Below are 17,808 nucleotides of genomic sequence, written 5' to 3' on the forward strand. Positions count from 1 at the left end.
GCAAACCAGCTCTTAAAGCAACCGAAACCACCGCATTCCTACCATATATGCCAAGCGACATCATTGTCTTCAGACAGAAGACTGCATCTACTTTCCGTTCTTTCAAGTAAGCACTGCAATCGGAAATTACGCATATATTCAGTATATTGCCAAAAAAATTCAAGTTAACAATAAATTTTTATAGAGATAATATTGTATAAGATTGAATTAAATTATAGCCATTTCGAGATAAATGTTCTCTTTATGATTCGACCAATAATTTGGTGGAAGCAAATAAAGTGTCGTTGAGTTGCGAAGAAGCACTGAAGAGGGAATGATGCGGCAAATCCTTAGAGCTCCGATCAGCAATGTGGCTGATGTCGATTTGCTTTCTTTCAAGGCCGGCTCACGGCAGCCGAATAAGCAAGACCAGATTTATGGCCTGAGGCGGAACACGCTCTCGCGCTTTTTCCGTGCGGCACTGGCAACGACATCAGCGATCGCGCTTGTCCAGGCGCTGATGTTCGTGGCGTCGAAACCGGCTGCAGCGCAGACAACGAACTGGAATGGCAGTCAGGACAGTAACTGGTTCAACCCAAATAATTGGAGCAATGGCGCGCCAAACAGCTCTATGGCAGCCTATATCGATAACAGCACCAGAAATCCGGTCATTATTGCCACCCCCGGTGCCTTAGCGGGCGCTACGATGGTCCCGCGCACCGGTACCGGCGTCAGCCTGAGGATTGAGGGCGGCGGCACGTTGACGTCGAGCAGCATTGCCCGCATCGGCGATCTTGCCGGCTCCGCCGGTGCTGCGACGGTGACGGGGACAGGTTCCACATGGACCGTCAATTTTACAGGCTCGGACGAGTCTTTCGTGATAGGCGCCGTTGGAACAGGCACACTGGACATCACCAGCGGCGGTTCTGTCGTCGTCATACAGGACACGATGCTTGGCCGGGCGACAGCCGGCAAAGGTACGCTGAATATATCGGGTGGTGGAACGCTGGAAACCACAGCGCTCAAGCGCGGTGGGTCCACGGTTGCCAACGGCGTTCAGGCCAATTTCAATGGCGGCATTCTGAAGGCGCATGCCAACAACACGAACTTCATCAGCGGCTTCAGAAGCGGTGAGCTCAATCTTCAGTCAGGCGGGCTGACCATCGACAGCAACGGCTTTAATGTCTCTACCGCCTCCCCTTTCAGCGGTACTGGCGGGCTGACGAAGACCGGCGCAGGCACGCTGACGCTGACCGGTGCCAGCACCTTTACAGGCGACACGACCGTCAATGGCGGCACCCTCACCCTCAATGCCGCCTCTATCACGCCCGGCAAAGTTTTCGTCGGAAACGCTGCCGGTGCCTCGGGCAATCTGGTGGTCGAGAACGGCAGCACGATAACCAACAGCAGCTATGTGCGCATCGCGGAAGTTGCGGGGTCGACGGGCGTCGCCACGATAAGGGGCGGCTCGACCTGGACGATCAACAACAACATCGCGCTCATCGTCGGCAATTCCGGCGACGGCACGCTGAATATCGATGGCGCCGGCACCTCCGTCACCACCACCAACGGCGGATACACCATGGTGGGTTCTTCTGCCTCCGGCAAGGGCACGCTCAACATCACCGGTGGCGGCAAGCTGACGACGGCCGGAGATGCAACGATCGCCGCGAGCGCAGGCTCTACCGGAACGGTGAAGGTTGACGGCAACGGCTCGTCATGGGAAATGGCGGGCCTCAACATCAGCGTGAACAGTTCCGGGGCGACGACCCCGAAATCGAACGGATCGCTGACGATTTCCAATAACGCCACCGTCACGACGAAGACCTCAGGCGCCGTCGTCGGCAATTATGGTATCGGCTCTGTCGATATCAAAACCGCTGGCAAGCTCAATACGGCGGGCGTCACAACGATCGGCAACTTCCCCTCGGGCGAGGGAACCGTGACGATCGACGGCACCGGCTCGAAATGGACCAGCGCGTCCAATGTCGGCATCGGCAACGCCGGCAAGGGCACTCTGACCGTTCAGAACAATGGCGAGATGGTCGTGACCAGCGGTTATACCTCCGTTGGCGATCGCGCGGCCGGGACGCTGAATATATTGAGCGGCGGCATGGTGACATCGACCGGAGACGCCTTTCTCGGCGGCAATCAGGCGAATACGGCTTTTGGCGGCGGGGGATCCGGAACCGTCCTCGTCTCAGGGGCAGGCTCGCTGTGGGGCATAACGGGCGCGCTCTATGCCGGCTACAATGGAGCCGCGGCCAAGGGTGATCTAACGATCGATAACCAGGGCGAGGTGACGGTAGGCGGCGCTCTCGTGGTGGGCAACATCGCCAATGGCACCTCGACGAATTCTGTAACCGTCCAGAGTGGTGGCACCCTGACGGCGGGCGTTGGGAGGATCGGCGGCCCTGGATCCACCGGAAAGGGGGGCACGGGCAGCGTAACCATCGATGGTCCCGGCTCGCAATGGAATGTTGCCGGAACTCTATGGGTCGGCGCTTCGGGCAGCGCGACCAATCCTGGCAATGGCACGTTGACAATTTCCAACAATGGCGCTGTTACAACAGGCGATTATTTCACCGTCGGCGAGGTGGCCAATACGCAAGGCGTTCTCCGTATAGAAAGCGGTGGTACGCTCACCGTTAACAGCGCTGCGTATGGCGCGATCATCGGCAACGTAACGGGGTCCGTCGGCACCGCGACCGTCACGGGAACCGGCTCGCAACTCACCAACAATGAACGGCTTTATGTCGGCCGTCTCGGCACCGGTACGCTCAATATCGAGAACGCCGGTACGGTTACGGCGACCAGTGGCACGAGTGTTGCGACCGAAGCTGGTTCCAGCGGCACGCTCAATGTCAACGGCGGCGCCAATGGCGCTGGTGTGCTCGAGACAACCGTATTGTTGCGCGGGGCAGGCACGACAGCGCAAGTGAAGTTCGACGGTGGTGTATTGCGTGCACTCGCCAGCAATACCAATTTCATTTCCGGGTTCACTGGTTCGCAATTTGAGATAGCGTCTGGTGGGATGGTTGTTGACACGGCCGGGTTTGATGTGGCGACGGCGGCGGGGAACGTGGTTTCCGGCGCGGGGACGCTGACGAAGGTGGGCGCGGGGACGCTGACGCTTTCCGGTGCGAACACGTTTTCGGGCGGGCTGACGGTCAATGGCGGGACGGCTGCGGCGGGGGCTGCCGGTGCGTTCAGCTCGGGGCTTTTGACGGTCGCCGACGGTGCGACGGCGGATCTGGCCGGTTTCGACCAGACGGTTTCGGGGCTTGCCAGCCCGGGCACGGCGGGCACGGCCAGCATCAGGCTCGGCGCGGGGAGGCTGACGGTCGACCAGGCGACAGGGACGAGCTCGAGCTTTGGCGGCGTGATCTCGGGCACCGGCGGCCTTACCAAGGCGAATGCCGGCACGCTGACGCTTTCGGGCAACAACAGCTATACGGGGACGACGACGGTTTCGGGCGGCACGCTTGTGGTCAATGGCAACCAGTCGGCGGCGACGGGGGCGGCGACGGTTGCGAGCGGCGCGACGCTTTCGGGCGCGGGCACGCTCGGCGGGTCGGTGTCCGTGGCCTCCGGCGGCACGCTTTTGTCGCGCAACGACGCCACGGGGGGCATCGCGCTCAACATCAACGGCAACCTGACACTGGCATCGGGAGCCAACCTTGATTACGCCTTCGGCACCACGCCCAATGCGGATCCCGACGGCCTGCTGGTCGATGTCGTCGGCAATGTCGATCTCGGCGGCGCTACGCTCAATGTCTCGGGCAGCGGCTTCGATCCCGGCGGCGTCTATGGCCTGATCGAATATACCGGCACGAAGAGCGGCAATCTGGTTGCGGGCACGATCCCCGCCGGCCTCTATGTGCAGACGGCGATGGCAAACCGCGTCAACCTTGTCAACACCAACGGGCTTGGCGCCTTCAGCTTCTGGGACGGTGCCGGAAATGCCGGTAACGGCCTGATCGACGGCGGCGACGGCGTGTGGCAGGGCGATGCGTTCGGCGCGAACCAGAACTGGCTGGAGGCCACCGGCGTGACCAACGGCCCCTTCAAGGGCGGCCCCGCCATCTTCGGGGGCACAGCCGGCACGGTGCAGGTGGACAACAGCCAGGGTGCGATCGTCGTCTCCGGCATGCAGTTCATGGCCGACGGCTACATTCTCGACGGTCTGACGCCGGGCGACATGATCACGCTCACCCCCGCGACCGGCGGCCAGGTCGAGATCGCGGTCGGCGACAAGAACAGCGTCCCCTATACGACAACCATCAATGCCGGGCTCACGGGCACGGCCGAGCTTGTGAAGACGGATGCCGGCACGCTGGTGCTGACCAATGCGGGCAACAATTACACCGGCGGCACACGCATCGAGGACGGTACGCTTTCGATCTCGGCCGACGGCAATCTCGGCCAGGCGGGAACGCGCATCACCTTCGACGGCGGCACGCTGCAGAACACGACAACGGCGTTTTCCACGACGCGTCCGGTGACGCTCGAGGCGGGCGGCGGCACGTTTGAGACCGATGTCGACCTGACGCTGTCGGGCATCGTCGACGGCGCAGGCGCGCTGACGAAGACAGGCGCCGGCAATCTGACCCTGAACGGCGCCAACACCTATGGCGGCGGGACGACGGTCGATGCCGGCACGCTGACTGCCGGCTCCGCCACAGCCTTCGGCGCGGCATCGGGCGTGCTCACCGTCAATGGCGGCACCGCCGATCTCAACAGCCATTCCATGACACTGGCCGGCCTTGCCGGAACCGGCGGCACGGTCGCGCTTGGTTCGGCGGCGCTGACGCTCAACCAGGCGGGCACCAGCAGCTATTCCGGCGTCATCTCAGGCGCCGGTGGCAGCCTGACCAAGAGCGGCGCGGGCAACCTGACGCTGTCGGGCGCCAATAGCTATAGCGGCGGGACGACGGTGACGGCCGGCGCGCTGACAGCAGGCTCGACCTCCGCCTTCGGCTCGGGCGTGCTCACCGTCAATGGCGGCACCGCCGATCTCAATAACAACTCAATGACACTGGCTGGACTTGCCGGAACCGGCGGCACCGTATCGCTTGGCTCGGCAACGCTGACGCTCAACCAGGGGACCAACAGCAGCTATGCCGGCAATGTGACCGGCGCCGGCGCGCTGGTGAAGAATAGCGCCGGGGAGTTGACGCTGTCGGGCGCCAACACCTTTGCCGGCGGTCTGACGGTGAACGACGGCACGGTGAAGGCCGGCTCCGTCAGCGCCTTCGGCGCGGCATCGGGCGTGTTGACCGTCAATGGCGGCATCGCCGATCTCAACAATTACAGCATGACGGTCGCCGGCCTTGCCGGAACCGGCGGCGAAGTCAAGCTGGGTACCACCCTCTCTGGCTCGACGCTGACGGTCAACCAGGCGGGCACCAGCAGCTATTCGGGCACGATCACGGGCACCGGCAGCCTGGTCATGTCAGGTGCGGGCACGTTGACGCTTGCCGGCGCCAACACCTTCTCCGGCGGCCTGCGGGTCAACAATGGCGACGTGATCGCCGGCTCCACCACAGCCTTCGGCTCGGGCGTGCTGACCGTTAACGCCGGCACCGCCGATCTCAACAACAATTCCATGACGCTCGCCGGCCTTACCGGTAATGGCGGCAATGTCACGCTCGGCTCGGCCATCCTTACCCTCGACCAGACGACCACCACCACCTCGCACTCGATCATCTCCGGCACCGGCGGCATCGTCATGAACGGCAGCGGCGAGCTGACGCTTGCCGGCGCCAACACCTTCTCCGGCGGGGTGACAGTCGCCGCCGGCACCGTCAAGGCCGGCTCCGCCTCGGCCTTCGGCGCGGCATCGGGCGTGCTCACCGTCAATGCCGGCACCGCCGATCTCAACGGGTTCGACACCACGCTCGCCGGGCTTTCCGGCACCGGCGGCACGGTCATGCTCAATGCCGCCACGCTGACGCTCGCCCAAAACGGCACCTCCAGCTATGCCGGCCAGGTCACCGGTTCGGGCGGCCTCGTCATGGACGGTACCGGCACCCAGACCCTTTCGGGCAACAACGATTTCACGGGCGGGGTGACGGTCACGGACGGCACGCTCAAGGCCGGCTCCGCCACCGCTTTCGGCGCGGCAACGAACATGCTCACCGTCAATGGCGGCGTCGCCGATCTCGACGGCAATTCCATGACGCTCGCCGGTCTCCAGGGCGCCGGCGGCCAGGTCACGCTCGGCGCCGCCACGCTGACCCTCGACCAGAACACCGACACGATCTATGCCGGCAGCATCACCGGCGCCGGCAGCCTCGTCAAGCAGGGCACCGGCAAGCTGACGCTGTCGGGGACGAGCACCTATGGCACGACCAGTGTCGATGCCGGCACGCTGCAGGTCAACGGCTCCATCACCTCGCAGACAACCGTCGATGGCGCCACCAGCATCCTTTCCGGCAGCGGCTCCATCACCGGCAACGTGACGGTGCAGAGCGCCGGCACGCTGCGCTCCTATGACGACGATGCCGACGGTCAGAACAAGCTGACCATCAACGGCAAGCTCACCGTCGATGCCGGCAGCTTCCTGCAATATGATTACGGCCACGCCCCCGACCTCGATCCAGACGTGCTGATGGTCGACGTCAACGGCGACGTCGATCTCAACGGCACAGTCAAGGTGAGCGACAGCTCCGGCGCCGGTTTCGGCCCCGGCGTCTACGGCATCGTCCATTATACCGGCACCAGGACGGGCACGCTCACGGCGGACGGCAGCCTGGCCACCTACAACCTCACCCTGCAGCAGGGCGTGGTCGCAAACCACATCAATCTCATCAATCTCGGCACCGGCGAGCGGAACTGGTGGGACCCGACCGGCGCGAACAACGACGGCACCATCAAGGGCGGTAACGGCACCTGGACAAGGGCCCAAACCGGCCCTGGCGCGGCCAGCTGGAGCACGAGCGACGGCATGCTCAAGGGGCATTACGACCCCACCTTCGCCATCTTCACCGCCAATCCCGGCACGGTGACGGTCGACAACAGCAGCGGCCAGATCGCCGTCGCCGGCATGCAGTTCACCGTCGATGGCTACACCATCCAGGGTCAGGCCATCACGCTCGACAATGCGACAGGCTACAACGGCACGACGGCGGGCGAAACCTCCATCATCGTCGGCGACCGCTCCGGCACCTCGCAGGGGCATGTCGTCACCATCGCTTCCGTGCTGCAGGGCACCGACAGGCTCGTCAAGGAAGATGTCGGCACGCTGAAGCTCTCCGGCATCAACACCTATTCCGGCGGCACCACCATCGACGATGGCACGCTGCAGATCTCCGACGACCGCAATCTCGGCGCCGCAGGCACCGACCTTACCTTCGCCGGCACCTCCGTAGTGCCCGCCACACTGCGCAACACCGCCGCCATCGTCACCTCCCGCCCGGTGACGCTCAATGGCACCGGCGGCACCTTCGAGACGGTCGCCAACCTTACACTCAACGGCATCGTCGGCGGCCCCGGCGCGCTCACCAAGACGGGCGCGGCGACGCTGACGCTCACCGGCGCCAACCACTATGCCGGCGGCACCTTCATCAATGCCGGCACGCTCTCGGTCTCCTCCAACGGGAACCTCGGTGCCGATGCCGGCGGCATCACCTTCAATGGCGGCACGCTCGAGAACACTGCGGCCTTCACCACGAGCGCCCGGCCGGTCATCGTCAATGCCTCCGGCGGCACCTTCAAGACCGATGCCAACCTGACGCTCGCCGGCGCGATTTCCGGTCCCGCCGGGGCAACAGGCGACCTCACCAAAACAGGCGCGGGCAAGCTGATCCTCACCGCCGACGGCAACTACTCCGGCACCATGACAGTCGCCCAGGGCGAACTGTCCTTCGGCAATGCCGGCAGCGGCGGGGCGGGCACCGCCGGCTCGATCGCCGGCCCGATCGTCAACAATGCCGCGCTCACCTTCGACCGCTCCAACGATTTCACCTATGCAGGGCTGATCTCCGGCTCCGGCACGGTGACGCAGAAGGGCCCGGGTACCACTACGCTGTCCGCCGCCAACAGCTACAAAGGCGCGACCACGGTCACCGCCGGCATGCTGCTCATCGATGGCGACCAGAGCGCGGCAACAGGCCAGACCACGGTAGCGAACGGCGGCACGCTCGGCGGCAGCGGCATCATCGGCGGCAAGGTCATGGTCGCAAGCGGCGGCACGCTTTATGCCTTCGACGATATGAACGGCATCAACACGCTCCACATCAAGGGCGATCTCGGCCTCGATCCCGGCGCCAGCCTCAACTACGATTACGGCCTCTCCCCTGCCACCGGCAACCATGACGCCCTGGCGATCAAGGTCGACGGCGCGCTCGACCTCAACGGCACCCTCAACGTCGCCAACACCTCCGGCCAGGCCTTCGACCCCGGCGTCTACGGCCTCATCCGCTACAAGGGCGCGCTGACCGGCAGCGGCCTGACGCTCGGCACGATGCCCTCCAGCGATTTCTTCGTGCAGACCTCGGTCAACGGCCAGGTCAATCTCGCCTATACCGCCGGCGAGACCCTCAATTTCTGGGACGGCGGCGGGACGCCCGATGACGGCACCGTCTCCGGCGGATCGGGGGTCTGGCAGGCGTCGGGCGGCAATAACTGGACGACCATCCACGGCACGATCAACTCCGGCTATACCGACGACAGCGTGCCCGTCTTCATGGGAACGCCCGGCACCGTCACCGTCGACGACAGCCTCGGCGCCATCAGCGTCGCCGGCATGCAGTTCTTCGTCTCCGGCTATCATGTCGAAGGCGACGCCATCACGCTCACCACCGGGCGCACCCCCATCAATGTCGGCGACAACACCTCCGACAGCGCCGGCATGAGCACCACCATCGCTTCCGAACTCACCGGCGCCGGGCAACTGGCCAAGACCGGTCTCGGCACGCTCATCCTCACCGGCGCCAATACCTACACCGGCGGCACCCTGATCGATGCCGGCACGCTGCAGGTCGCAAACGACGAGAACCTCGGCGCGGCAGGAACCCTCCTGGAACTCGACGGCGGCACGCTCGAGAACACTGCCGCGATGAGCCTTGCCCGCAACGTGGCGCTCCACGCCAATGGCGGCACCTTCGACACCGATGCCGATCTGACGATCGCCGGCCGCGTGTCCGGCGCAGGCTCGCTCACCAAGACGGGCGCCGCCAGCCTGATCCTCTCCGCCGCCACCACCTATAGCGGCGCCACCTTCGTCAAGGCCGGCACGCTTGCGGCGGGCGCTGCAAATGCCTTCAGCGCTGCCTCGGCCTTCACCGTCGATACCGGCGCCGCGCTCGACTTGCGCGGCCATGACCAGAGCGTCGGCGCGCTTGCCAATGCCGGTACGGTGAAGCTTGGCGACGGCACCCCCGGCACGACGCTGACCGTCAATGGCAATTATGCCGGCGATAACGGTACGATCGAGCTTGGCACAGTGCTCGAAGGCGACGACGCCAAAACCGACCGCCTGCATGTCAAGGGCACCACCTCCGGCACCACCACGCTCGCCGTCGAGAATGTCGGCGGCGGCGGCGCCCAGACTAACAACGGCATCCGCCTCGTCGAGGTCGACGGCGCCTCAAGCGGCACCTTTACCCTTTCCGGCGACTATGTCTTCCAGGGCGACCAGGCGCTCGTCGCCGGTGCCTATGCCTACCGGCTCTTCAAGAACGGCATAGCCAGTCCCGATGACGGCGACTGGTACCTGCGGTCCAGCCTTCTCGAAGGAGATAATCCGCAGTTCCAGGCCGGTGTCCCCGTCTACGAGGCCTACGCCGGCATCCTGCAGAGCTTCAACCAGTTCGACACGCTGCAAAGCCGCCTCGGCAACCGCGCCTGGACGATCGAGGCGCAGGGCGCCGACGGGCTCTCCGAAGAAGTTGCTCCCGAGCAGAGCCCCAACGGCCAGAGCCTCGGCGTCTGGGGCAATATCGAAGCCTCCGACCACCGCTACCGCCCTGAGCGCTCGACAAGCGACACTGATTACGACGCCTCTGTCTGGAAGATCGAGGCCGGTGTCGACGGCCAGCTCTACGAGACCGAGACCGGCAGGCTGATCGGCGGCGCCAGCCTCCATTACGGCACGATCGCCGCCGACATCGCCTCGCCCCATGGCCACGGCAAGATCGACAGTACCGGCTATGGCATCGCCGGCACCCTCACCTGGTACGGCAATGACGGGCTCTATATCGACGGCCAGGCAAAACTCACCTGGTATGACAGCGACCTTTATTCCGACACCGCCAACCAGAGCCTCGTCTCCGGCAATGACGGCCTCGGCTACGGCCTTTCCATCGAGGCCGGCAAGCGCATTCCCATCAAGCCGGACTGGTTTATCACCCCGCAGGCCCAGCTCGCCTGGTCGAGGGTCGAGTTCGACGGCTTCTCCGACGGCTTCGACGCCGATGTCACCCTCAAGGACGGCGACAGCGTCCTCGCCCGCATGGGCCTGGCCGTCGACTACGAGAACGAATGGCAGGACAGCACCGGCCAGACCCGACGCCTCCATGCATACGGTCTTGCCAACCTCTATTACGACCTCGACAACGGAACCACCATCGACGTCGCCTCAACCCCCTTCGTCACCAAAAACGAACCCCTGTGGGGCGGCATCGGCTTCGGTGGAAGCTACAACTGGAACAACGACAAATTCTCCATCTACGGACAGACCCTGGCAAAAACATCCCTCAACAATTTCGCAGACAGCCATGCCCTCTCCGGTAATGTCGGCTTCAGAATCAAGTGGTGAGGATCATCTGAACCACAACAAGGCAACAGCCGGCAACTTTAAAACAGAAGCTCGTAATTCTGCGCAGCCCTTCGGCGGTTTAGCGATTTGACCGCCGAAGGGCTGGAAGGAGTGGGGAACCGGTCAGGCCGCGAGTATTGTCTTGGCTTCCACCATGTCGAGGCCCAGTGCTTCCGCCACCGGGCGATTGGTGATGCGCCCCTTGTGCACGTTGAGGCCGTTGCGCAGATGCGGGTTGTCGATCAGCGCCTTGACGCCGCGATCCGCAAGCTGCAGCCCATAATGCAGGGTAGCGTTGTTGAGGGCATGGGCCGAGGTTACCGGCACCGCCCCCGGCATATTCGCGACGCAGTAGTGGATGATGCCATCGATCTCATAGGTCGGCTCGGAATGGGTCGTGGGATGGGATGTTTCGAAGCACCCGCCCTGGTCGATCGCCACGTCGACGACGACGGCGCCCTTCTTCATGCCCGAAAGCATTTCGCGCGTAACAAGCTTCGGCGCCGCGGCACCGGGGATCAGCACCGCACCGACGACGACATCAGCCGAAAAGACCTCTTCCTCCAAGGCTTCGATGGTCGAAAAACGGGTATGGATGCGCCCACGGAAAAGCTCGTCGAGTTGGCGCAGCCGCGGTATCGAACGGTCGATAATGACCACGTCCGCGCCGAGGCCGACCGCCATCATGGCGGAATTGATGCCGACAACACCGCCCCCGATAATGGTAACCTTGCCCGGGAGAACACCCGGCACACCGCCGAGCAGCAGGCCACGACCGCCATTGGCTTTCTGCAATGCGGTTGCTCCAGCCTGGATTGCGAGGCGTCCTGCAACTTCGGACATGGGCGCCAGCAGCGGCAGGCCGCCACGATCGTCGGTCACGGTTTCGTAGGCTATAGCCGTGACGCCCGATGCGAGCAGCCCCTTGGTCTGTTCAGGGTCGGGGGCAAGATGCAGATAGGTATAGAGAAGCTGTCCCTCGCGCAGCTGCGCCCATTCCGACGGCTGCGGCTCCTTGACCTTCACGATCATGTCGGACTGCTGAAAAACTTCCTCGGCGGTCTTGACCACCCGCGCGCCTGCGGCCTGATAGGCTCCATCGTCGGCGCCAATTCCCGTTCCAGCTCCTGACTGGATAATGACCTCGTGGCCATGGGCGACATATTCGCGTACGGCCCCCGGAGTGAGACCGACGCGATATTCATGGTTTTTGATTTCTTTGGGGCAGCCGACGCGCATAATGCCTCCTCCTCACCTGGTTAAGCGGTTGAGGCGATATAACACCACAGATGAATTCGCATGTCCTTGCCAATTCCCCTCGACCAGGGAGGGGTTTCCGAATATTCTTGCGCAAAGGAACCAAATTTCGACGAAAGTTTTCAATAATGTCGCTGGATAGGATTGATCTCGCCATTCTGGACAATCTGCAGAAGGACGGTCGCATGTCCAACGCGACCCTGGCGGAGAAGGTCGGCCTCTCGCAATCCGCCTGTTCGCGCCGGCTCGACATGCTGGAGAAATCCGGCGTCATTCGCGGCTATCATGCGCGATTGTCAAACAAGATGCTCGGCCATCCGGTGACGGTCATCGTCAATGTCTCGCTCTCCGGCCAGGCGGACAAGCAGCTGCGCGAATTTGAGACAGCGGTGCGGCGCTGCCCCAATGTCCTGGTCTGTTATCTCATGTCGGGCGAATATGATTACCTTTTGCGCATTGCGGCCAAGGATCTTGAGGACTACGAGCGCATCCATAAATTCTGGCTCTCCGCCATGCCGCACGTAACGAAGATCAATTCATCCTTCGCCTTGCGCGAAGTGGCGGACCGCACCGGTCTCGGCATAGAACCGGGATTGATCGAGATTGCAACGAACGGGCCAAAGAATTGAGCATCGTTCAATGAGGGGCCGACGCCGATCCGCGTTGGTCGATCTGATCAGTACCGCGCAGGAGCGGCGAATGGCTGCCCCGCAAGATGCACCGCTCCCTCCGCCATTTTCCCTTTGAACTTGTAGGAATTACCTGCGCTCTATGCTTGGCTATTAGCGGAAAACAGCGACATTGGCCGGAAGGCTTCGCGTATCATCTCGGCCATTCCCTCGGCCGCCGGGCTCGAATGATAGGGGTTGCGGCGCAGGACCACGCGGGAGGAATCGACTGGCGGGAAACCGTCCGCCGCGGTCAGTTCCCGACAATCCGCGGGGATGTTGCTGCGCGACAACGGCGCGATGGCAAGGCCCGATGAGACGGCGATCTTCAGGCCGCTGCTGGTATCGCAGATGAAGGCGATGCGGTACGCAAGCCCATGCTGCTCAAGCGAGCGGATGGCGAATTCGTTGCACCAATCAGAGTTTCCGTAGACGGCAATCGGCAAAGGCGTGCGCTCATGCAGCGCATAGGCCGGGGAGGTCACCCAGACCGTCGGGTCAATGAGAAGGATTTCGCCCGCGGCCCGTTCGTGCCAGTCGAACACCACGGCCAGGTCCAACTCGTCATTCTCCAGCGCCGATGCCTGGTGGACCGAATAATCACATTTGACCGTTACCTCCACTGCGGGGTGGCGCTCAGTGAAAGCGGCCAGCGCCCGCGGCAGCACCGTCTGGCTATATTCCTCGGGAATGCCAATACGCACGGGCCCGTCGAGTGGCCGGACGCGCATTGCCGCCGCCGCCTCTTCCAGAAGCCCAACGATGCGCTGCGCGTAAGGAACGAGCTGCTCGCCCCGCTTTGTCAGGAAAACACCCCGCGGCCCGCGCTCGAACAGCACCTCGCCAAGGCTGTCTTCGAGCCGCTTGATCTGCATGCTGACCGCCGACTGCGTACGCCCGACACCATCGGCAGCCCTGGTGAAATTGCCGGTTTCGGCAACGATCAGGAATGTCCTTAGAAGATCGCTTTCAAGTGGAGCATACATGGGCAGCCATTCGTTATTCCGATGACTGCCATTGTCACTATTCGTTTGTGTGATGTCAAATTTTCTCGATCATGGCCGAATGAGAGCCGGATGAGCGACATGGACACACGAAACAAACATTGCAAGCCTCCGCTGCTGGGGCGACTGAAGACGCTTTTGGCATTTCTCCGCGCGGAAGCGGAAAGGCGTCGGGCGCTGGCAGACATTCTCGCCAGACATGACGAGCATTGGCTTGACGATGTGGGACTCACGCGCGAGGAGGCGCGTCGCATTTTGAAGAAACCGCTTCTTCGTCGGATACGGGATTGGACGAGCAGGGATGAACGGTGACCTTCGGGGGGAACGATATGGCGCTGCCGACGTTCCCGCCCATTCGGCAGCAGGTGAATTCAAATGGCAGCAACAGGAACAGTTCGCATTGGCATATCGGGGTGGACCTATGCACGATGGCGCGGGGTGTTCTACCCAGAGGGCCTACCCCAAAGGCTGGAGCTTACCTATGCCGCGGAGCAGTTCCCGTCGATCGAAGTCAACGGCACGTTCTATGGGCTGCAGCGGCCGGAGAGCTTTGCCCGCTGGAGCGATATGACACCTGATGATTTCGTCTTCGCCATCAAGGGCTCGCGCTACATCACCCATCTCAGGCGGCTGCGCGAAGTGGAAACGCCGCTCGCCAATTTCATGGCTTCAGGCGTGCTGCGGCTGGGACCCAAGCTCGGCCCGATCCTCTGGCAGTTTCCGCCGAGCATGAAATTCGACCCGGATCTGTTCGAAACCTTTCTTGCCATGCTGCCGCACGATACCGAACAGGCCGCAGCGCTGGCGCAGCGCCACGATGCGCGGCTCGAGGGACGCGCCTTTATGGAAAGCGATGGGAAAAGGCCGGTTCGTCACGCCGTGGAGATCCGCCACGACAGCTTTCGCTCGCCGGATTTCATCGCATTGCTGCGCCACTACCGCGTGGCGCTCGTCTGCGCGGATACGGTCGATTGGCCGCTGCTGATGGATCTCACCTCGGACTTCGTCTATTGCCGCCTGCACGGCTCCGAGGAGCTCTATACGAGCGGGTATGACGACAAATCGCTGGATCGCTGGGCCGAGCGCGTGCGCGCCTGGTCGCATGGCCGGGAACCGGCGGATGCCGAACGGGTTCTGGAGCCGACCAAGCCGCGCCGGACAGGGCGCGACGTCTATGTCTATTTCGACAATGACGCGAAGGTACGGGCGCCCGCCGATGCCCTGTCGCTGGCCAAGCGTCTAGGCATCGAGCGACACCTGGACCAGGAGATCGCCTCCTGACGGGCGGTTATTGATAACCCAACAGGCGCGGCAGGAAGAGCACGGTTTCCGGGAAGAGGATCATGATGAGGAGGGCCGCTAAGAGAACGACCAGGAATGCCCATATCTCCCGGATGATCTCGCCGAGCGGTATGCCTGTCACCGCGTTGATGACGAAGAGCAGCACACCATAAGGCGGGGTCACCAGCCCTATCATGATATTGACGACGAGAACCACGCCAAGATGAATGGGATCGATGCCCAGTTCACGCGCCGCCGGCAGGAATAGCGGCACGACGACGAGCAGCAGCGTCGCGGCATCGAACAAGCAGCCGAGCAGCAGGAAGATGATGTTGACGCCGATCAGGAACAGGACCGGCGACATCTCCAGGCCGCTCAATTTTTCGGCGACGAGGCTCGGGATGTTTTCGCTGGCTACGACGTAGTTCAGCACCAGCGCCGAGGCGATGATCATCCCGACGACGGAGGTGGACTTCGCTGAATCGAGAACCATGCGATAGAATTCGCGGAGGCTCAGGGAGCGATAGAAAATCGCCGCGAGGATGAGCGCATAGGCGGCCGCGATCGCCGCGGCTTCCGTCGGCGTCGTGGCGCCGCCGTATATGCCGGCCAGCAGGATCACCGGCATCAACAGGGCCGGGAAGGCTCGGGCGGTGGTTTTCGGCATAGCGCTCAGCGGAACAACCTCATCGGCGGGAAAGCCGCGCTTGACCGCCATGTACCAGTTGAGCATCATCAGGCAGATGGCGATGATAAGACCGGGAATGATGCCGCCGAGGAAAAGATAGCCCACGGACGTGCCGGAAATCAGGGCATAGAGGACCATCGGGATCGATGGTGGAACGATGGGGCCAATGACGGCGGACGCGGCCGTGAGAGCGGCCGCATAGCCAGCGGGATAGCGGTCGTTCTTGCGCATCATGTCGATGATGACCCGCCCGATACCGGCGGCGTCCGCTATTGCCGAGCCGGACATGCCGGAGAAAATGAGGCTGGCGACGACATTGACCTGGCCGAGACCGCCGCGAAAGCGGCCGACCAGCGCCACGCAAAAGGCAAGCAGGCGGTCGCTGATGCTGCCGGCGTTCATGAAATTCGCGGCAAGGATGAACAGCGGCACGGACAGGAGCACGAAGGAATCGAACAGGCCATTGAGGCTCTGCTCGGCCACCAGCGCCACATCCTGGCCGGTGGCGAAGAGATAGGCGATCGCCGCGGCGAACATGGCAAAGGCGATCGGGACATTGGCGCCGGCCAGGATGAAGAAGCCCGCGAGCGCAACGAGAAAGGCAGTGCTCATAGAGCCTCCGGGGTATGCGCCGGGTGGATATCATCCCGCCCCCGGAAGGCGCGGTAAAGCGCCAGCACCGAACGGATGACAACCGCCACTACGAAAACCGGGAATATGGAATAGACGACATCGAAACGGATGCGCGTCACCGGCGTCGAATCGATCTTCATGAAGCTGACATAGTCGACGATGGCAGGAAACGCGCTGGCGAAAGCGAGCCCCAGTATGACATGGCCGATAATGGTGAGCACGCGGCGCGACCGCGCGCTGACCGCATCGCTCAGCATGGAGAAGCTGACGTGATCGCTTTCGTCAAGAAGGAAGGCGGAGGTCCAGAAGACCGTCCAGATATAGAGGATGACACATGCCTCGGATGTCCATCCCAGCGGATGGTTGAGGACATAACGCATGAATATCTGGAGAAGGAAAGCCGCGAACATGGCCGTGAGCAATGCCACGGCCACGATTTCGGCAAGCTTGCGCGCTCTGGACAGCATTATTCCGCTTTACTTGACGGCGTTGATCTTGTCGACGATGCCCTCGGGCCAGCTCTTGGCGAAATCCGAGGTCTGGTAAGCCTTCTGCACCCGCTCGCGGAAGGCATCCCGGTTCGGCTCATAGACGGAGAGCCCCTGCCTCTTGAAGAACTCGACCAGTTCCGCCTCGTCCCTGATACGGTTCTCGTCATTATAGGCGATGGCCTTCTGCGCCGCTTCCATGACCTTAGCCTTCTGATCGTCGGAGAGCTTGTCCCAAGTCTTTGACGAGATCGACAGGAAAATGGCGTCGACCAGATGATTGGTCAGCACGATCTGCTTGGTCACTTCGTAGAATTTGGCGGCCTTGTCGGTCGGCAGGGGATTGTCCTGGCCGTCAGCCACGCCGGTCTGCAGCGCGGTATATATTTCACCGAAGGCGATCGACACTGGGCTCGCGCCCAGAGCGGAGCCGAGGAACTGCCAGGCATCGGAGCCAGGCATACGCAGCTTGACGCCGCTCAGATCATCAGGTGTTTCGATCTTCTTGTCGCCGCGCAGATTGAGCTGGCGCGTGCCGAGATAGCCGACATCGAGGATCTTGAGGCCCATCTGTTCCTCGACCATGCCGTAGAACTGCTTGCCGATATCGCCGCGGAACACCTTCTTCTGGTGCTCGGGATCGCGGATCAGATAGCCAGCCGTGAAGACGGACCATTCGGGGATCTGCTTGGCAATGTCCTGCGCGGAAATCATTGCCATGTCGAGATTGCCGCGCTGCATGGCGGCCGGCTCCGTGCCCTGCTTGAACAGCGTCGCATTGAGATGGATTTCGACGTTGAACTGGCCAGGGGCCAGCTTTTCCAGCTCATCCTTGAACACGGGCAGCATCTTGGCATGCCAGTCGGACTCAATGGCCGGCGTGGAGATGCGCAGCTTGATCGCATCGGCGGCAAGAGCAGGCATGGCGCCTGAAATCAATGCGCCTGCGGCCGCGATCATTGCAATGCGTCTGGTTATCTTCATCGTTTCCTCCCTGGACTTTCCCACCGGCAAGGGGTCTCTCCCACCCGACATGACGGCCACATGA

At 62.6% G+C, this 17,808-nt stretch carries 9 protein-coding genes; 4 read left to right on the plus strand and 5 right to left on the minus strand.

The window, feature by feature from the left end; translation table 11 throughout:
• The first annotated feature begins 313 nt into the window (after positions 1-313).
• Positions 314-10,741 (plus strand): autotransporter-associated beta strand repeat-containing protein, encoded by a 10,428-nt coding sequence (locus tag DUT91_RS05120; RefSeq protein ID WP_114439286.1) that lies wholly within the window; start codon positions 314-316, stop codon positions 10,739-10,741.
• Between the two features lie 123 nt (positions 10,742-10,864).
• Here DUT91_RS05120 and ald read toward each other — a convergent pair whose 3' ends face one another.
• Positions 10,865-11,980 carry an alanine dehydrogenase gene (ald, locus tag DUT91_RS05125; RefSeq protein ID WP_114439287.1) on the minus strand — a complete coding sequence of 372 codons (1,116 nt, stop codon included), beginning with the start codon at positions 11,978-11,980 and terminating at the stop codon, positions 10,865-10,867.
• 146 nt (positions 11,981-12,126) lie between these two features.
• Here ald and DUT91_RS05130 point away from each other — a divergent pair, with 146 nt between their 5' ends.
• Positions 12,127-12,627: an Lrp/AsnC family transcriptional regulator gene (locus DUT91_RS05130; protein WP_114439288.1), complete on the plus strand. Its 501-nt coding sequence runs from the start codon at positions 12,127-12,129 to the stop codon at positions 12,625-12,627.
• A 140-nt stretch (positions 12,628-12,767) separates the two neighbouring features.
• Here DUT91_RS05130 and DUT91_RS05135 read toward each other — a convergent pair whose 3' ends face one another.
• Positions 12,768-13,652 carry a LysR family transcriptional regulator gene (locus DUT91_RS05135; protein WP_114439289.1) on the minus strand — a complete coding sequence of 295 codons (885 nt, stop codon included), beginning with the start codon at positions 13,650-13,652 and terminating at the stop codon, positions 12,768-12,770.
• Between the two features lie 99 nt (positions 13,653-13,751).
• Here DUT91_RS05135 and DUT91_RS05140 point away from each other — a divergent pair, with 99 nt between their 5' ends.
• Positions 13,752-13,982, plus strand: coding sequence for a DUF1127 domain-containing protein (locus DUT91_RS05140; protein ID WP_147272157.1), 231 nt, complete (start codon positions 13,752-13,754; stop codon positions 13,980-13,982).
• A 63-nt stretch (positions 13,983-14,045) separates the two neighbouring features.
• Positions 14,046-14,951, plus strand: coding sequence for a DUF72 domain-containing protein (locus tag DUT91_RS05145; RefSeq protein ID WP_114439291.1), 906 nt, complete (start codon positions 14,046-14,048; stop codon positions 14,949-14,951).
• A gap of 7 nt (positions 14,952-14,958) precedes the next feature.
• Here the strand turns inward: DUT91_RS05145 and DUT91_RS05150 are convergent, their stop codons facing one another.
• Genes DUT91_RS05150 through DUT91_RS05160 form a run of 3 tightly spaced genes read right to left on the minus strand, consistent with a single transcriptional unit; the run spans position 14,959 to position 17,744 of the window.
• Positions 14,959-16,251 carry a TRAP transporter large permease gene (locus tag DUT91_RS05150; RefSeq protein ID WP_114439292.1) on the minus strand — a complete coding sequence of 431 codons (1,293 nt, stop codon included), beginning with the start codon at positions 16,249-16,251 and terminating at the stop codon, positions 14,959-14,961.
• Positions 16,248-16,739 (minus strand): TRAP transporter small permease, encoded by a 492-nt coding sequence (locus tag DUT91_RS05155; RefSeq protein ID WP_114439293.1) that lies wholly within the window; start codon positions 16,737-16,739, stop codon positions 16,248-16,250. The genes DUT91_RS05150 and DUT91_RS05155 overlap by 4 nt, the downstream gene beginning before the upstream one ends.
• Positions 16,740-16,748: 9 nt before the next feature.
• A complete protein-coding gene (locus DUT91_RS05160; RefSeq protein ID WP_114439294.1) occupies positions 16,749-17,744 on the minus strand; it encodes a sialic acid TRAP transporter substrate-binding protein SiaP in 996 nt (331 codons plus the stop codon).
• Positions 17,745-17,808: the final 64 nt, after the last annotated feature.

The organism is Paramesorhizobium salinisoli (assembly GCF_003335045.1).
In the GTDB taxonomy this organism is placed as follows: Bacteria; Pseudomonadota; Alphaproteobacteria; order Rhizobiales; family Rhizobiaceae; genus Paramesorhizobium; species Paramesorhizobium salinisoli.

What these genes read in the sequence shown, in the direction of transcription:
- DUT91_RS05120 (WP_114439286.1), top strand. Translation starts at nt 314, where the DNA reads ATGATGCGGCAAATCCTTAGAGCTCCGATCAGCAATGTGGCTGATGTC.
- ald (WP_114439287.1), bottom strand. Translation starts at nt 11,980, where the DNA reads ATGCGCGTCGGCTGCCCCAAAGAAATCAAAAACCATGAATATCGCGTC.
- DUT91_RS05130 (WP_114439288.1), top strand. Translation starts at nt 12,127, where the DNA reads ATGTCGCTGGATAGGATTGATCTCGCCATTCTGGACAATCTGCAGAAG.
- DUT91_RS05135 (WP_114439289.1), bottom strand. Translation starts at nt 13,652, where the DNA reads ATGTATGCTCCACTTGAAAGCGATCTTCTAAGGACATTCCTGATCGTT.
- DUT91_RS05140 (WP_147272157.1), top strand. Translation starts at nt 13,752, where the DNA reads ATGGACACACGAAACAAACATTGCAAGCCTCCGCTGCTGGGGCGACTG.
- DUT91_RS05145 (WP_114439291.1), top strand. Translation starts at nt 14,046, where the DNA reads ATGGCAGCAACAGGAACAGTTCGCATTGGCATATCGGGGTGGACCTAT.
- DUT91_RS05150 (WP_114439292.1), bottom strand. Translation starts at nt 16,251, where the DNA reads ATGAGCACTGCCTTTCTCGTTGCGCTCGCGGGCTTCTTCATCCTGGCC.
- DUT91_RS05155 (WP_114439293.1), bottom strand. Translation starts at nt 16,739, where the DNA reads ATGCTGTCCAGAGCGCGCAAGCTTGCCGAAATCGTGGCCGTGGCATTG.
- DUT91_RS05160 (WP_114439294.1), bottom strand. Translation starts at nt 17,744, where the DNA reads ATGAAGATAACCAGACGCATTGCAATGATCGCGGCCGCAGGCGCATTG.